This is a genomic window from Kaistella sp. 97-N-M2 (assembly GCF_021513235.1).
Classification (GTDB): Bacteria; Bacteroidota; Bacteroidia; order Flavobacteriales; family Weeksellaceae; genus Kaistella.
On sequence record NZ_CP090976.1, the window covers coordinates 546,313 to 562,550 of the forward strand.

The 16,238-nt window shown below is 40.8% G+C and carries 13 protein-coding genes, 1 rRNA gene and 1 pseudogene; 7 read left to right on the forward strand and 8 right to left on the reverse strand.

What is annotated here, in order from left to right; translation table 11 throughout:
* Positions 1-94: 94 nt before the first annotated feature.
* The 3 genes from L0B70_RS02640 to gcvH all read right to left on the reverse strand — a co-directional run bounded on the left by L0B70_RS02640 (position 95) and on the right by gcvH (position 3,018).
* Positions 95-1,611, reverse strand: a 16S ribosomal RNA gene (locus L0B70_RS02640).
* A gap of 677 nt (positions 1,612-2,288) precedes the next feature.
* Positions 2,289-2,558: a VanZ family protein gene (locus L0B70_RS02645; RefSeq protein WP_235142766.1), complete on the reverse strand. Its 270-nt coding sequence runs from the start codon at positions 2,556-2,558 to the stop codon at positions 2,289-2,291.
* Between the two features lie 82 nt (positions 2,559-2,640).
* Positions 2,641-3,018: a glycine cleavage system protein GcvH gene (gene gcvH, locus L0B70_RS02650; protein ID WP_235142767.1), complete on the reverse strand. Its 378-nt coding sequence runs from the start codon at positions 3,016-3,018 to the stop codon at positions 2,641-2,643.
* 263 nt (positions 3,019-3,281) lie between these two features.
* On the opposite strand from gcvH, the pseudogene L0B70_RS02655 reads away from it, so the two are divergent.
* Positions 3,282-4,567: pseudogene (locus tag L0B70_RS02655) on the forward strand (aldehyde dehydrogenase family protein).
* Positions 4,568-4,692: 125 nt separating this feature from the next.
* Positions 4,693-5,160, forward strand: coding sequence for a hypothetical protein (locus tag L0B70_RS02660; RefSeq protein ID WP_235142768.1), 468 nt, complete (start codon positions 4,693-4,695; stop codon positions 5,158-5,160).
* Here the strand turns inward: L0B70_RS02660 and L0B70_RS02665 are convergent.
* Positions 5,157-6,899 carry an ABC transporter ATP-binding protein gene (locus L0B70_RS02665; protein WP_235142769.1) on the reverse strand — a complete coding sequence of 581 codons (1,743 nt, stop codon included), beginning with the start codon at positions 6,897-6,899 and terminating at the stop codon, positions 5,157-5,159. The two genes, L0B70_RS02660 and L0B70_RS02665, sit on opposite strands and share 4 nt — an antisense overlap.
* 77 nt (positions 6,900-6,976) lie before the next feature.
* Between L0B70_RS02665 and L0B70_RS02670 the strand changes: the two genes are divergently transcribed.
* Entirely contained in the window at positions 6,977-7,366 is a 390-nt protein-coding gene (locus tag L0B70_RS02670) for a hypothetical protein (protein WP_235142770.1), read from the forward strand.
* 482 nt (positions 7,367-7,848) lie between these two features.
* On the opposite strand, the gene tnpA is transcribed toward L0B70_RS02670, so the two are convergent.
* Positions 7,849-8,277, reverse strand: coding sequence for an IS200/IS605 family transposase (tnpA, locus tag L0B70_RS02675; protein WP_235142771.1), 429 nt, complete (start codon positions 8,275-8,277; stop codon positions 7,849-7,851).
* 542 nt (positions 8,278-8,819) lie between these two features.
* Positions 8,820-9,569, reverse strand: a complete 750-nt coding sequence (gene truA / locus L0B70_RS02680) for a tRNA pseudouridine(38-40) synthase TruA (protein WP_235142772.1) — start codon at positions 9,567-9,569, stop codon at positions 8,820-8,822.
* A gap of 613 nt (positions 9,570-10,182) precedes the next feature.
* Between truA and L0B70_RS02685 the strand changes: the two genes are divergently transcribed.
* Positions 10,183-10,674, forward strand: a complete 492-nt coding sequence (locus tag L0B70_RS02685) for a metallophosphoesterase (RefSeq protein WP_235142773.1) — start codon at positions 10,183-10,185, stop codon at positions 10,672-10,674.
* A 161-nt stretch (positions 10,675-10,835) separates the two neighbouring features.
* On the opposite strand, the gene L0B70_RS02690 is transcribed toward L0B70_RS02685, so the two are convergent.
* Both L0B70_RS02690 and L0B70_RS02695 read right to left on the reverse strand, forming a co-directional pair.
* A complete protein-coding gene (locus L0B70_RS02690; protein ID WP_235142774.1) occupies positions 10,836-11,720 on the reverse strand; it encodes an exopolyphosphatase in 885 nt (294 codons plus the stop codon).
* Positions 11,721-11,739: 19 nt separating this feature from the next.
* Positions 11,740-12,219 carry a cytidine deaminase gene (locus tag L0B70_RS02695; protein ID WP_235142775.1) on the reverse strand — a complete coding sequence of 160 codons (480 nt, stop codon included), beginning with the start codon at positions 12,217-12,219 and terminating at the stop codon, positions 11,740-11,742.
* Between the two features lie 322 nt (positions 12,220-12,541).
* Here L0B70_RS02695 and L0B70_RS02700 point away from each other — a divergent pair, with 322 nt between their 5' ends.
* The 3 genes from L0B70_RS02700 (at position 12,542) to L0B70_RS02710 (ending at position 16,206) form a co-directional block, all read left to right on the forward strand.
* Positions 12,542-13,099, forward strand: coding sequence for a DUF892 family protein (locus tag L0B70_RS02700; RefSeq protein ID WP_235142776.1), 558 nt, complete (start codon positions 12,542-12,544; stop codon positions 13,097-13,099).
* 372 nt (positions 13,100-13,471) lie between these two features.
* Positions 13,472-13,960, forward strand: a complete 489-nt coding sequence (locus L0B70_RS02705; RefSeq protein ID WP_311195393.1) for a ferritin-like domain-containing protein — start codon at positions 13,472-13,474, stop codon at positions 13,958-13,960.
* 107 nt (positions 13,961-14,067) lie between these two features.
* Entirely contained in the window at positions 14,068-16,206 is a 2,139-nt protein-coding gene (locus L0B70_RS02710; RefSeq protein WP_235142777.1) for a catalase, read from the forward strand.
* The last annotated feature ends 32 nt before the right edge of the window (positions 16,207-16,238 follow it).

Below are 16,238 nucleotides of genomic sequence, written 5' to 3' on the forward strand. Positions count from 1 at the left end.
CCAAATAAGAAAAAACTAAAGCTAACTTTAAGTAAAGCCAATGATACTTGCGTATCGTGTTGTTTGTTTATACTCTCCTAACGAAGAGTCTCAAAAATGAGATGTTCCAGCCGCACCTTCCGGTACGGCTACCTTGTTACGACTTAGCCCTAGTTACCTGTTTTACCCTAGGCAGCTCCTTTTACGGTCACCGACTTCAGGTACCCCAGACTTCCATGGCTTGACGGGCGGTGTGTACAAGGCCCGGGAACGTATTCACCGCGCCATGGCTGATGCGCGATTACTAGCGATTCCAGCTTCATAGAGTCGAGTTGCAGACTCCAATCCGAACTGAGACCGGCTTTCGAGATTCGCATCACATCGCTGTGTAGCTGCCCTCTGTACCGGCCATTGTATTACGTGTGTGGCCCAAGACGTAAGGGCCGTGATGATTTGACGTCATCCCCACCTTCCTCACTACTTGCGTAGGCAGTCTCACTAGAGTCCTCAACTTAATGTTAGCAACTAGTGACAGGGGTTGCGCTCGTTGCAGGACTTAACCTAACACCTCACGGCACGAGCTGACGACAACCATGCAGCACCTTGAAAAATGTCCGAAGAAGGGTCTATTTCTAAACCTGTCATTTCCCATTTAAGTCTTGGTAAGGTTCCTCGCGTATCATCGAATTAAACCACATAATCCACCGCTTGTGCGGGCCCCCGTCAATTCCTTTGAGTTTCATTCTTGCGAACGTACTCCCCAGGTGGCTAACTTATCGCTTTCGCTTGGTCTCTGAATCCGAAAATCCAAAAACGAGTTAGCATCGTTTACGGCGTGGACTACCAGGGTATCTAATCCTGTTCGCTACCCACGCTTTCGTCCCTCAGCGTCAGTTAAATTTTGGTAACCTGCCTTCGCAATTGGTGTTCTAAGTAATATCTATGCATTTCACCGCTACACTACTTATTCCAGCTACCTCAAATTTACTCAAGACCAACAGTATCAATGGCAGTTTCATAGTTAAGCTATGAGATTTCACCACTGACTTATCAGTCCGCCTGCGGACCCTTTAAACCCAATAAATCCGGATAACGCTTGCACCCTCCGTATTACCGCGGCTGCTGGCACGGAGTTAGCCGGTGCTTATTCGTACAGTACCTTCAGCTATTTACACGTAAATAGGTTTATTCCTGTACAAAAGAAGTTTACAATCCGTAGGACCTTAATCCTTCACGCGGGATGGCTGGATCAGGCTCTCACCCATTGTCCAATATTCCTCACTGCTGCCTCCCGTAGGAGTCTGGTCCGTGTCTCAGTACCAGTGTGGGGGATCTCCCTCTCAGGACCCCTAAAGATCACAGACTTGGTGAGCCGTTACCTCACCAACTATCTAATCTTGCGCGTGCCCATCTCTATCCACCGGAGTTTTCAATATCTAATGATGCCATCAAATATATTATGGAGTATTAATCTTCCTTTCGAAAGGCTATTCCCCTGATAAAGGTAGGTTGCACACGTGTTACGCACCCGTACGCCGCTCTCTCTGTTCCGAAGAACAAATACCGCTCGGCTTGCATGTGTTAGGCCTCCCGCTAGCGTTCATCCTGAGCCAGGATCAAACTCTCCATTGTATGTTTGTCTGACTCACTCAAAGTTATTAACGCTTTAGTTTTTTCTTACTTTTTGGTTGTTATTTGTATGTCAATGATCTCTGTGCTTCTCGCTTTATATCCGGAATCTCTTCTGTCGTTTGTTCCGAATTGCGAGTGCAAAAGTAGGTATTAATTTTATGATGACCAAATGTTTTTGAAAGAAATTTGAAACTTTATTTTGTAAGCCTCAATCCCAATCCCTAATAACACTCAATCCAAAATCCTCTCCTGCGCTCCCCTCCTCTCTCGATTTGGGATTGCAAAGATAAGAACTTATTCCTAATTAGCAAGCTTTATAAACAAAAAAAATAAAAATTTTATTTCCCATCTATTCAATTCTTACCTCTACTTCGCTACCTATTAAGGTTCGGCAAAGATAAGTTAATATTAAGTTCACTCACAAGCACTATTTAAATCTATTTACCAAATGTGGAAAAGTACTGTAAGAATTTGATTTTTAAGAAGGTACCAAAAAATTAAAGTTATCCACACTGCGAAATATACCGAAATTGCGGTAGGGATAGTAGTGGAAATCCCGCAGTAGCACAGGCCTTAGCGGCCGCAAACGAGGAATTGGAACGCATAGCCCGACCTGAGCCAATCCAAATTAATGTATTACAAAAATAAGCGCTGGCGAAGGGACCGCCCAAAAAAAATTAAAAGGTAAGATCTTTCACTTTCCGATAGACAAAATATCCAATTAAAACTCCAAGGGTGTCGGCAACCAGGTCTAAACCTTCGAGAGAGCGGCCCAAGTGCATTTCGTCCTGCAAAATTTCGGTGATCAGGCCGTAGATAATCATGATTTGGATGAAGTAAAGAAATTTGATGCGTGGGATGGCTGCCATAAAGCAAAATCCCAGCATTGCAAAAATACTTAGATGCAACAGCTTATCGATTCCCTCGAACATAAAGGGAAACTCCATGTTTTCGACACCGGGCCGCAAGAGCATATAAGTAAGAAATGCCCAATAAATGGGCAAAATCTTCGTAAAAAGTTTCGAAATCTTATCCAAGAGACGCCTGATATTCTTCTGCCGAAAGCAATTCTGTAGTATCTGCTGCGTCACCAATATCTAATTTAATAATCCAGCCTTTCCCGTAAGGATCGGTATTAAGTAGTTCCGGCTCGTCTTCTAAGGCAGAATTAAACTCGGTAACGGTACCTGCTAACGGTAAAAAAAGATCAGAAACCGTTTTCACCGCCTCTACACTTCCAAAAACGTCTCCGGCGGAAAGTTCATCATCCACGGAATCAACATCCACAAAAACAATATCGCCCAATTCGCCCTGCGCGAAATCGGTAATGCCTATCGTTGCAATGTTTCCCTCGATCATAATCCATTCATGGTCTTTGGTGTATTTTAATTCGCCTGGTAAATTCATTTTGTTAATTTTTATTGCTCAAAAATAATTAAAATAATATGATTCTCAAAAGTTTCTTTCCTTTTTAATGCGAAGCATGATAAGATTTGGGCGTTAGAAAATGTAATGAACGGAACCCGCTATTGTACATGATGATTATTGTCCGCATCAATCCCTTAATTTGTCATGTTTTCTTAAATTTGTTCCTTCTAATTAATCAACTGACTTTCGTTGCCATACCTCCTGTTATATAAGGAGGTGTCAATTTCAAAAATAATTAAAAAATGAAAATAGAAAATAAACTCAATATTGCCCATAAAACATTTACCACCTGGAAAGCTGTTCCCTTTAAAGAAAAGCAAAAACTTCTTAAAAAGCTGGCGAAAGTACTGGATGGTGATGCTGAGAAATTTGGTATGATCATTACTCAGGAAATGAACAAGCCCATTTCGCAATCGATCGCGGAAATTAATAAGTGTGCATTGATGGTTCGCTATTATGCAGACGCGGAAAATATACTGAAACCCGAAAAAATTAAAACAGAATTTCGAGTTTCGGAAATTCATTATGTACCCAAAGGCGTTATTTTGGGCGTAATGCCGTGGAACTTTCCTTTTTGGCAGGTGCTTCGTTTTGCAGTGCCGGCAATTCTGGCTGGTAATACGGTGGTAATGAAACATGCTTCTATTTGTTTTGGCAGCGGAAAGGCGATTGAGAAAATTTTTCTGGAAGCTGGTTTTCCGAAAGGGGTTTTCCAGAATTTAGAAATTGGGCACGCAGAGGTAAAGGCGGTTTTAGAGAATAAGATTGTGCAAGGGGTTAGTTTAACCGGCAGCGAAAAAGCTGGTCGTGAAGTTGCGTCGATTGCAGGAAAAAATATTAAAAAATCACTCCTTGAGTTGGGTGGAAGTGATGCATTTATCGTTTTGGACGATGCCGACTTACAGAATGCCGCCGAAAGTGGCGCGAAATCGAGATTAATGAATTGTGGCCAGGCCTGTAACGCTGCGAAAAGATTTATTATTCAGAAGAATATTGAAAAAAATTCATTCCGGTTTTTGTTAAAGAATACCAGAAATTTGTGGCGGGCGATCCCCTGAAAAAGAAAACCAATATGGCGGGAATGGCGCGTCCCGATTTAGCCGACGAGCTGCAAAATCAATATGATAAAGCACTGAAAAATGGTGCAGAAATTATTTTGCCACTGGTAAGAATTTCAGCTACTGAATTTGAGCCCGGATTAATTAAAGTAGAATCGGGAAATCCCATCTTACAGGAAGAACTTTTCGGACCACTGGGGATGGTAATGATAGCAAAAGATGATCAACAGGCAATTGCGCTGGCGAATGACATCCCGTTTGGATTGTCGGATTCCGTGTGGACAAAAGATAAGAAGAGACAACAATTTTATATCGATCATTTAGAATCTGGTACCGTGAGCATTAATAAATCTACCAGTTCTGATCCGAGACTACCGTTCGGTGGCGCAAAATCGTCAGGTTACGGAACAGAACTTTCGACGGTAGCGTTGAAAGAATTTGTCAACATCAGAACTGTGGTTGGAAAGTAATCTTAATAATCTTATTAATCTTATTAATTAAATGATCCGTTCAATTTTTTGAGCGGATCATTTTTCATCAAAAAAGTTTAAATTTAACTTTAATAAAAAATGCTACTCTATTTAGAAACCAAACTATGAAATCTATTAAATTAATTCCCGCAGTAGCAGTGCTCTTTATGTTTTCCTGTTCAACGAAAAACAGAACTGAAGATATTAAAACTGATCTTACGTCCAGTTTAGGACCAACCAATCAGAATATTACAGTCAAGACTGATTATAACAAAGGATTAAAAAAATTGAAGCCTTCCCCACAAACAGAAATAAACAAGGTTGATTTTCTAACTTATGCGGATGAGGACAATTTGGAATTATTACTGGAAGAAAACCGCGCAACATTCGTCATCTTCGGCATCGTTTCTAATGATTACTCCGACTTTGAAAAGAAATACGGGATTAAGGTTAAAACTGAAAACTGCGTCATCTCCCCGGGAATTTCGCCAACAGCAACATTAAATAATCAACTTATTGCTCAACATTTGACTAAGAAATTTACTAACGTGTGGAAAGATGATCTGAAAATTACCCCTTTTGGTTTAAATTAATTTTCAACCTCTTCCACTTTTAATTGGGAACGATATAGCGTCGAATAATATCCGCCTTTTTTAAGAAGCTCGTCATGTTTGCCTTCTTCTACAATTTTCCCGTGCTCCATCACAATAATCTTGTCGGCTTTCTCGATGGTCGAAAGTCGGTGCGCAATAATGATTGAAGTACGGTTTTTCGTGATTTTTTCGGTCGCTCTTTGAATAAGTTTTTCACTTTCGTGATCGATGGAAGAAGTTGCCTCGTCTAAAATCAGAATTTTCGGATCCGAAAGATAGGCTCTCAAGAAGGATAAAAGTTGTCTCTGCCCCAGAGAAATTGAGGAACCTCTTTCCCGCACCACATATTCGTAACCGCCGGGGAGACTTTCGATAAACTCGTCGACTTCAATATCTTTTGCAACACTTTTTATTTTTTCTAAAGTCACCGATTCGTCACCAAAGGACAGATTTTCGAAAATACTCCCGTGGAAAAGAAAAACATCCTGTAGCACGACCCCGATATGACTTCGAAGATTATAGAGTTCGTAGTTTTTCAATTCAACATCATCCAACAAAATTTTTCCGGAATTAATATCGTACAACCGCGTGATCAAACTGATAATGGTCGATTTCCCCGCACCGGTTGCACCAACAATGGCCACGGTTTCTCCCGGATTTACTTTGAAACTGATTCCTTTTAAAACTTCCTGCTTCTCGTCGTAAGAAAAATGCACATTTTTAAATTCAATTTTTCCGTCGAAATGACTTTTGGAGATTGTTCCTTTATTCGGGAGCGCAAAATCTTCGTCCATAACGCCCAAAACTCTTTCTGCACCAACAATTCCGCGTTGAATATTATTAAAGCGATCCGCAATTTGCCGTAAAGGACGAATTAGCATCGAAATATACTGAATAAAAGCAATGACCGCCCCTGCTTTGATGGTGATAAAACCACCGTAAAAAAGAATAAATCCTATAAATAGAGACGAAATTAATTCGACAACGGGAAAAAAGAGGGAGAAAATAAAAACCGTTCGAAGAAGCGCGGACTTTAGAGTAATGTTGATATCATCAAATTTCTTAAATTCTGCTTTTTGCCGGTTAAATACTTGAATCAAGGACATGCCCGAAAGCCGCTCCTGAACGAAGGAATTTTGATTGGAAGTCCAAACCCGTTCATCCGTAAAGGCTTTTTTCAACCTTTTCTGAAAAAACCGCGTAATAAAAACCATCAGAGGCAGAATCGCCAAAGAAATATAGCTTAAATGCACATCGACCTGAAACATGGCCACCAAAACGAAAGCAATTCTTAAAATATCGCCAAAAACCATGAGGAAGCCATCGGTATAAACAGTCGCGATGGTTTCTACATCACCAACTGCTCTGGTAACCAACTGGCCAATCGCCGTTTTGTCGAAAAAAGACGTCCGAAAATAAATAAGTTTGTGGTAAAGTCTTTCGCGGATATCTCGAATTACATTTTGAGAGATATAATTGGAAAAATAAACGAGGAAAAAATTTAGAAAAGTTTCGCCAAAAACCAAGGCAATTAAAATGTAGATATGCTTCATCATCACCTCCTTGTCGCGAAGCTGAATAATATCGGTATCGACGATAAGCATCGTCAGGTACGGCCGATACGTAGAAACCGCTGCTAAAAGGATAGAAATTATGAGCGTAAAAATAAACCACGTTCGAAATTTCATGCCGATGACAAAAAGCCGTTTTATAATATCCCAAGTTGATTGTTTCTTCATGTTTTATGTAAATTCTTTGCAAAAATAAGGAATTTTGACGTGACGTGTAGTCGTGTAGATAAAGCGTAACTTAAACAATGATGATTTTTGGGGAGTCGCGGAGCGACGACCAATTGGTTGTAACAATTGTGGACAGGAGTGTCGCGGAGCGACGAGCAATTGGTATAACAAGTGTCACCAGGAGAGTCGCGGTGCGACGACCCGTTGGTAGAAAACCGCTCTTACGTAACAAAAGAGTCGCGGAGCGACGATCTATCGGTAGAAAACAAAGATCATATAACAAGTCAGTCGCGGAGCGACGAGCAATTGGTAGAAAACCGCTCTACGTAACAAAAGAGTCGCGGAGCGACGAGCTATCGGTAGAAAACAAAGATGATATAACAAACCAGTCGCGGAGCGATGAGCAATTGGTAGAAAACCGCCCGTGCGTAACAAAAGAGTCGCGGAGCGACGATTTATTGGTATAACAAGCGCCACTAGGAGAGTCGCGGAGCGAATAGCCATGGGTAGAAAACAAAGATCATAAGCCAGGCCAGACGCGGAGCGACGACCTATTGGTATAACAAATGTCACCAGAAGAGTCGCGGATCGACGACCTATTCGTATAACAAGTGTAACCAGGAGAGTCGCGGCGCGACGATCTATCGGTAGAAAACGAAGATGATATACCAAGCCAGTCGCGGAGCGACGACCTCTGGGTAGAAAAACGCTCCTACGTAACAAAAGAGTCGCGGAGCGACGACCAATTGGTATAACAAGTGTAATTACGAGAGTCGCGGAGCGACAACCTCTGGGCAGAAAACCGCCCTTGCGTAACAAAAGAGTCGCGGAGCGACGATTTATTGATAGAAAAAAAAGATGATATACAAGACCAGTCGCGGAGCGACGATCTATCGGTAGAAAAAAAAGATGATATACCAAGCCAGTCGCGGAGCGACGACCAATTGGTTCAAATCAATTCTTTAAAAACATATTTTTCATCATAAACAACTTCGAATTTTTTTAAAAATTCAATATATTCTTCACGGAACGATTTTTTGTGATGATGCTGCTCTTGATTATTTATGTATTTCATAACATCATCGATTTGAGATCTGCTGTAGGAGAAAGCGCCAAAACTATCCTGCCATTCAAATCGAAAGGGAACAAATTTATTTTCATTAATCCATCTGGAAGAAATGCTTTTAACTTCCTGTACCAAGTCGGAAATAGATTGATTGGGTCTTAATCCGATTAAAATATGAACATGGTCCGGCATTCCATTAATGCGCAATAATTTATGGTTTCTATTTTGAATAATTCCCGTAATGTATTTATAAAGATCATCTTTCCATTCCTTTTGAATTAGTGCTCTGCGAAACTTAACGGCAAAAATCAAATGGATGTGATCTGAGTATAAGAGTTATTTTCAGCCATGATGAAAAATTTGAGGAATAAAATTAGAAATTTTTTCCGCGGGTTAATTTAAAATTACTAATAAATTTTATTGAACCTAGTGGTCGTCCCTCCGCGACTTCTATTCTAATTAGACTCTAAGTTACCAATAGATCGTCGCTCCGCGACTCCTTCCCTAATAATCTCTAAACGCGACACATCAATTATAACATCTCGCTTTACCAATAGGTCGTCGCTCCGCGACTTTAAGTTCTATTAGACTCTACTTCTACCCATAGTTCGTCGCTCCGCGACTACTTATCTGACATTCTATAAACGCGACACATCGATTAGAAAATCTCGCTTTTACCAAATGCTCGTCGCTCCGCGACTTTATATTCTATTAGACTCTACTTCTACCAATTGCTCGTCGCTCCGCGACTCCTTCCCTAATAAGCTCTAAACGCGACTCATCAACTATAACATCTCGCTTTTACCAATAGGTCGTCGCTCCGCGACTCCCCACCTACTCTTCCATAATTTCCATCAAGAATTGTTGTCGTTATCAAAATCGTAACCAACCTCCACCAAAAATAATCCCTGTGCCGGCGCCGAAGTTCCGGCCGCGTTGCGATTTTTGTCTTCGATGATTGTTTTCAAATCCGACGGCTCTAATTTTCCGCTCCCAATTTCAACCATGGTTCCCACAATCGCACGAACCATGTTTCGTAAAAAGCGGTCCGCGGAGATCGTAAACTTTAGTTCGGAACCATTTTGCTCCCAGTACGCTTTGTAAATCTTACAGTTATTGGTTTTATTTTGGGTATGTAATTTAGAAAAGCTCGTAAAATCTTTGTATTCAAAAAGGATTTTGCAAGCTTCATTCATTCGACTAACCTCCAAATCTCTTTTCCAAATTTGCCACGAAGAATCTTGTGTGAAAGGATTTTTCTTTAAAGAAATGTAATATTCGTAGGTTCGAAAAGTTGCATCGAAACGTGCGTGAAAATCGTCTTTTACGCTGAAAATTCTTTTAACGGCAATGTCGGTGGGCAGGAAACTGTTCAGCTGATAAACCAATTTGTCTGTCACATTCTTATCGGTGTCGAAATGCGCAAAAATCTGTTTCGCGTGCACACCGGTGTCGGTTCGTCCCGCGCCGGTCGTTTTTACATCTTCGCGTAAAATGGTGGACAACGCCTTCTCCAACACTTCCTGCACCGAAATTTCGCGTGGCTGAACCTGATATCCAAAATAATTTTTGCCGGAATACGAAAACTCAATAAAATACCTCATCGGGTGCAAATCTACTTAAAAATAAAATTTTTATGCTGCCGAAAAAGAAGTCTGTATAAAACCTTAGTTTCTTCGCGATTTTTTCCTTCCTTTCAAATCGATATCAAAATGAAAGTCCGGAACTTACACCGGTTCAGGAACCATCAACATTTACATCGGCGCCGTTAAATCAACTTTTTGTCGTTTACTCCACAAAACAAAAATCCAAATCTTCAAGAATATTGGAAAGTTTGGCCTGTTCACAAACCCTCAAAGACAGTGACGGATTTCCGCGAAAATCGCCCTTTCCGTTAGGCCTGCCCGCGATTCACCAATCGAGTACTAAATACGTGACCCCGCAACATTCGTTTAACAGTATTTAATTTTTTCCGGCGCCGCATTTCACTAAATTGGTTGCAGAAATTAGCACAGCAAAAATAGAGTTTCCATGATTTTCGGCTTTTTCTATTGCATTAATTTTTAATGAGAAAAACTATTTAACACTACGTTTTACAATCCTATAATATTTATAAAAGTATTCAATCAAATTTATCCTTAATTGACCAATCTTTTAGAACCAAAAAAGAAAAGCGGTGCTTAGGTAGGTTTGTTTAAAAAGCCCGAAATTTACCGCATGAAAATACTTCTTCTCTCCGACTCCCATTCTTATATCGACGACCGAATTTTAGACTACGCGAAAAACGCGGATGAAATTTGGCATTGTGGCGATTTCGGTAATTTGCAGGTCATCGAACAGTTGGAACAAATTAAACCCCTGCGCGGTGTTTACGGAAATATCGACGGGACGGAGGTCCGAAAAATTTTCCCGGAAGTTTTGCGGTTTACGTGTGAAGCGGTAGATGTTCTAATGATCCATATCGGTGGATATCCGGGAAGATATACCCCTTTAGCCAAACAAGAAATCGAGAAGAAGACACCTAAACTTTTTATTTCGGGCCATTCGCATATTCTAAAAGCCATGTACGACCAGAAAAACCAACTCCTTCACCTAAATCCCGGCGCTATGGGAAAAGTTGGGTGGCACCAAATGAGAACGATGATGCGTTTCGAAATCAACGGCGACCAAATTGAAAATTTAGAAGTAATCGAGTTAGGAAAGAAATAAAGTCATTATCAGTTAGAAGTTTTAATAGATGAAAAAATACCGCGAATCACCGCTCTTTTTAAAATCGGAAGAAATTTACGAGACTTTAAAAATTATTACGGATCTTATTCCGGAAGATAATGAACATTTACAGTTTACAATGAAGACGACGAATTTTAATACTATTTCTTTTGCACAGCTTCATATATACTGTGAATTAGTCCATCAGCCACCGAAATTTTCGGGACAAAAATCTTGTCAATATCGCTCCAGGTCATTATATTATTGAAGATTTCCAGGGCAGGCACCAAAACATCGGCGCGGTCTTCACGCAGGTTGAAACGGACCATTCTCTCCGCAACCGTAAGACCGTTCATTTCTTTATAATATTTTTTCAGAAAAGCGGTGGACATGGGTTTGCCGTCCTTTGTTTTGCTCATCGAAAATATTTTATTGATGTTTCCACCCGAACCTATCGCTACAATCGGTTTTTTACTGTTGATGTTTTTGCGGATATCTTCCTTTAATTCTTTCCACAGATCGTCTTTTACAAGGCCGTTCAACAGTCGGATCGTTCCAATATTGATGGATTTTTCGTATTTCTTATTTCCGTCTTCGTAGAAAGTTAATTCCGTGGAGCCGCCACCGACATCAATATAAAGATAATCGAAATTTTTATCGAGGCCTTCGGCAATATGATTTTCAAAAACCAAAGACGCTTCTTCGTCTCCCGTAATAATTTCAATATCGATTCCGGAGCTTTTTTTCACCTCTTTAATGATATGCTGTCCATTCTTTGCATCGCGCATGGCACTGGTGGCACAGGCACGATAATGTTCCACTTTGTAAATCTTCATTAAGTTACCAAAAACACCCATCGAATCGAGAATCATCTGCACGCGTTCAGGACCGATTTCACCTTTTGTAAAAACGTCCATTCCGAGCCGTAAAGGAATTCGAAGCAAATTGAGTTTAGTGAACTGCGGTTTACCTTTCTTGGGCTCCGACACTTTATTAATCAACAGCCGTGCTGCATTACTACCGATATCAATGGCTGCGATCCTCATGGTTCAGAATAAAATGGATTTAAAGATAAGAAGCATCAAAAGAAAAAGGCAACAGATCCCGAATCGATCTTGTTTTATAGATCGCGCCACCTAAGGAGGCAAAATAAATTTCAATGCCTTGCTGCTGTTTTGCTTCATATTCCAAAATGGACTGTCGGCAAGCACCGCAAGGCGGAATCGGCACCGAAGAAACAGCATCTTTGGGAGCGCCAATAACGAAAAGTTTTTTGATCTTTATATTGGGATGGTTAGCGCCGATCCAGAAGATTGTGGTTCTTTCCGCGCATAAACCCGAGGGATACGCTGCATTCTCCTGATTACTGCCGGAAATAATTTCGCCATTCTCCAACATTATGGCGCAGCCAACGGTAAAATTAGAGTAAGGTGCGTACGCGATCTCACGAAATTTTTGGGCCGTATCAAAAAGTTTTTTTTCTGCTTCATCGAGATGGTCGTAACTCGCAATGGCTTCAAAACTCGTGGTAAATTCTTTTTGCATGTAATAAAAAATGGTCGATAAAGGTATTGTTTTTTTTTGAAACCCACCTGCTGAGGGCGCTAAAACAATCCGGCAGAATTTTTTAGCCAATTGGTACACGGGTTCCTTTTAATAATGAAACATCTAATACGATATCAGGCAGCCATTCAAGCCTCAAGTAATCTTAATTAGAATTGCTGCAAAGGAAAAAATACGACGATTTTAGGAGGTATTTTGCGCCTAAAAAGGTGAAATCACTGTAAAAATAAATAGTCCTTATCGTATTTTTACACGTGCAAATTTTCACTCATTGTTTCTGTTTGAACTACATCCATTAAGACTTATGAACAAGTCCGACCAAAATAAAAATCCTTCAGCAAAAGAAGAGATAAAACGTTCCAGAGATGTATTGGAAAAATTTTTCATCCACTCTCTCGAGGAAATGTATTACGCCGAAAATGCCATCGCCATCAATTTTATAAATGTAAAGGAACACATTGATTCTCCAAAATTACGCGAAATTTTAGAGGCTCATTTTACCATTCATTTAAAACATACCGAACGTTTAGAAAAGATTTTTCAGCTACGAAAGAAAAAAATACGAGGTAGAAAGTGCGTAGCAGTTATCGCCCTGCTGGCGGAGGCAAAAAATCATCTGTCCCTTTTTGCAGAGGATATTGTGAACTGGGAAATCGGTCTCATTTTAGTATCGCAAAAACTGGCTCATTACAAAATTGCCTCTTATGGCGGTCTTGCTCATTTGGCGATCAACCTCGAGTTTTATCCTGCGGCAACCCTTCTCGCCATAAGCGTTCAGGAGGAAGAGGATTACATTAACTCCAATTTAAATGGCATCTTTAATGCGTTTTTAGCTACGCACGTACAGGGATTCAAAGGATAAACAAGCTTTTTTTAGTCTCACTTTAACCCGCACGTTCTACTAAATCTATCACAGACCGTAAATTCATAGTTTCTATGGCAGAGATTTAAACTTTAAAATAATACGTCTCACCATTTTATAAACGCTTTCTACACCATTATTTATCTCCTTTAAATAATTTATTTTCTTTTACTCAATATTCGGATTTGGTTTAAAAATTGATCTAAATCGCCTGCAAATTCCTCTCTTTTCACGACCAATAACTAAATTAAAATAAATTCCCTAAACCATCTTTTGGAGGAAAATTTTAAAGTAATATGCTCTAATGACGTTTGTAATAAAGACAGAAATCACGACATATCGAAATCATCAACAATAAAAACATCAAAAAAAATGGACACCAACAAGTCAAACTCCGCGCAAAAAGGCAGTAATGCGGTTGCCAAAAACTTAAAAGAATTTTTTATCGACGGTTTAAAAGACATTTACTGGGCGGAAAATGCGCTCGTTAAAACCTTGCCGAAAATGTTTGATCAGGCGACCGATCAAAAATTAAAAACAGCAATCAAAGATCATTTGGCCCAAACTAAAGATCACGTCACTCGCCTTGAAAAGTGCTTCGATTCGATGGGAATGAAAGCTGAAGGTAAAAAATGCCTTGCCATGGACGGAATTATCAGGGAAGGCGAAGAGATTATAGAAGAAACCCTGGAAGGCCCGGTTCGTGATGCGGGAATTATTGCAAGTGCGCAAAAAGTAGAACATTACGAGATCGCGACGTACGGAACCCTGGCTGCATTTGCCAAAACCCTGAACGAAAGAACTGCACTCGACTTATTGCTAAAAACTCTCGGCGAAGAAAAAAATCCGATACCCTATTAAGTTATATCGCAGATACCAATTTAAACTCTCAGGCAGTGGACGGAAAATTGCAATCTAAAGATTTAAATGCCGTTTAAAAATTACCACTCAACATTAGAACTAAAATTATGAAAATAAACGAAAGCGAGCCGTTCGAAAACGGTGCAAATCCGAAACAGGAACAGCTGGGAAAATACACCACCGATAATAATGGTGAATTTCTTAAAACCAACCAGGGTTTAAAAATTAACGATGATCAAAACTCCCTAAAGTCCGGCGAACGGGGCGCAACTCTACTCGAAGATTTTATTCTGAGAGAAAAAATTACCCACTTCGACCACGAAAGAATTCCAGAAAGAATTGTCCACGCTCGGGGCTCCGGAGCGCACGGTCATTTCGAACTCTATCAGTCCATGGCGAAATATACAAAGGCCAAATTTCTGAACGATACGTCCATCAAAACACCAGTCTTCGTGCGGTTTTCGACGGTTGCAGGTTTTAGGGGTTCTACCGACGTTCCAAGAGATATCCGTGGTTTTGCTGTAAAATTTTATACACAGGAAGGAAATTATGACCTCGTGGGAAATAACACCCCCGTATTTTTCATTCAGGATGCAACGAAATTCCCGGATCTGGTTCACGCCGTGAAGCCGGAGCCGCATAACGAAATTCCGCAGGCGGCATCCGCGCACGATACTTTTTGGGATTTCATTTCCCTTATGCCCGAAGCCATGCACAACATTATGTGGCTGATGAGCGACCGTGCGATCCCACGAAGTCTGCGCATGATGGAAGGTTTCGGGATTCATACCTTCCGCTTTATTAACGACGAAGGAAAATCCCATTTCGTTAAATTCCACTGGAAACCGAAACAGGGAGTTTTAGGTCTTGCATGGGACGAAGCCCAAAGAATCGCGGGAAAAGATACCGATTTTCACCGCCGCGACTTATGGGAAGCTATTGACGAAGGTCATTATCCGGAATGGGAGCTTGGTGTACAAATCGTGCCTCAGGAAGACGAACACAAATATCCGTTTGACCTTTTAGATCCAACGAAAATAATTCCCGAAGAAATGGTCCCCGTCGAAATTATCGGAAAAATGACGTTGAACAGAAATCCCGATAACTTTTTTGCGGAAACCGAACAGGTTGCTTTCCATCCCGGACATATCGTTCCAGGCATCGATTTCACCAATGATCCTTTGTTGCAGGGACGATTATTTTCCTACACCGACACCCAGATTTCGCGCTTAGGCGGACCCAACTTTCATGAAATTCCCATTAACAAATCCATACCTGAGGTTACCAACCATCAACGCGACGGAATGCACAGAATGCAGATCAACAAAGGAAAAGTTTCCTACAACCCAAATTCAATGGGTGGCGGCTGTCCCTTCCAGGCAATGATTTCCGAAGGTGGGTTTAACTCTTTCGAGGAGCGCATCGATTCTACCAAAATCAGAAAACGAAGCAAAAGTTTCTTCGATCATTTCAGCCAGGCCGATCTGTTTTATAAAAGCATGTCCGATCACGAAAAGAGACACATTCAAAATGCATTTTCTTTTGAATTAGGAAAAGTGAAAATTGTTCCAATCCGTCAAAGAATGGTGAATATGCTTTTAGAAATAAATGAAGGATTGGCAAAAATTGTTGGTGATAACTTGGGTCTGGTACCGGAAAAACTTCCACAACCCATTACCGGAAGCATTCCGGCAGATGGAGATTTGGAACATTACCACTCCTTCAGAAACGATCTTCCAATTGACGATGCGCCTTCATTGAGCATGGCAACCAAATTACCGACGGATATAAAAGCGCGGAGAATCGCCTTGTTAACCGCAGATGGAGTGAGCGACGAAGCATTTACCAAAATTAAAAAAGGACTCTGCGACTTAGATGCAATGGTTCAGGTGATCGCACCGAAACATGGCTTTGTTACCACAAAATCCGGTGATCAGTATCCCGTGGATGAAAGTTTATTAACGGCGGCTTCGGTTGTCTTTGATGCAGTTTATGTTGCGGGTGGCGAAAGTGTAAAAGAGCTCTCGAATAATGCAGATGCACTTCATTTTGTTGCAGAAGCCTTTAAACACTGCAAACCGGTCGCTTCCGATGCGGATGCGGTGAGTTTTTTAGAAAAAGCAATTCCCGAAATTAAACTTCCGGCCAATGGCGTCTGCACCAACGAAAATCTGGCAGACTTTGTGAAAGACATCGAACTCCACCGCTTCTGGGAGCGCGAAGAGAACCCGGTTGTACCGGCGTAATATAAATTTTTGATTAATTAGGAGGTTTTCGT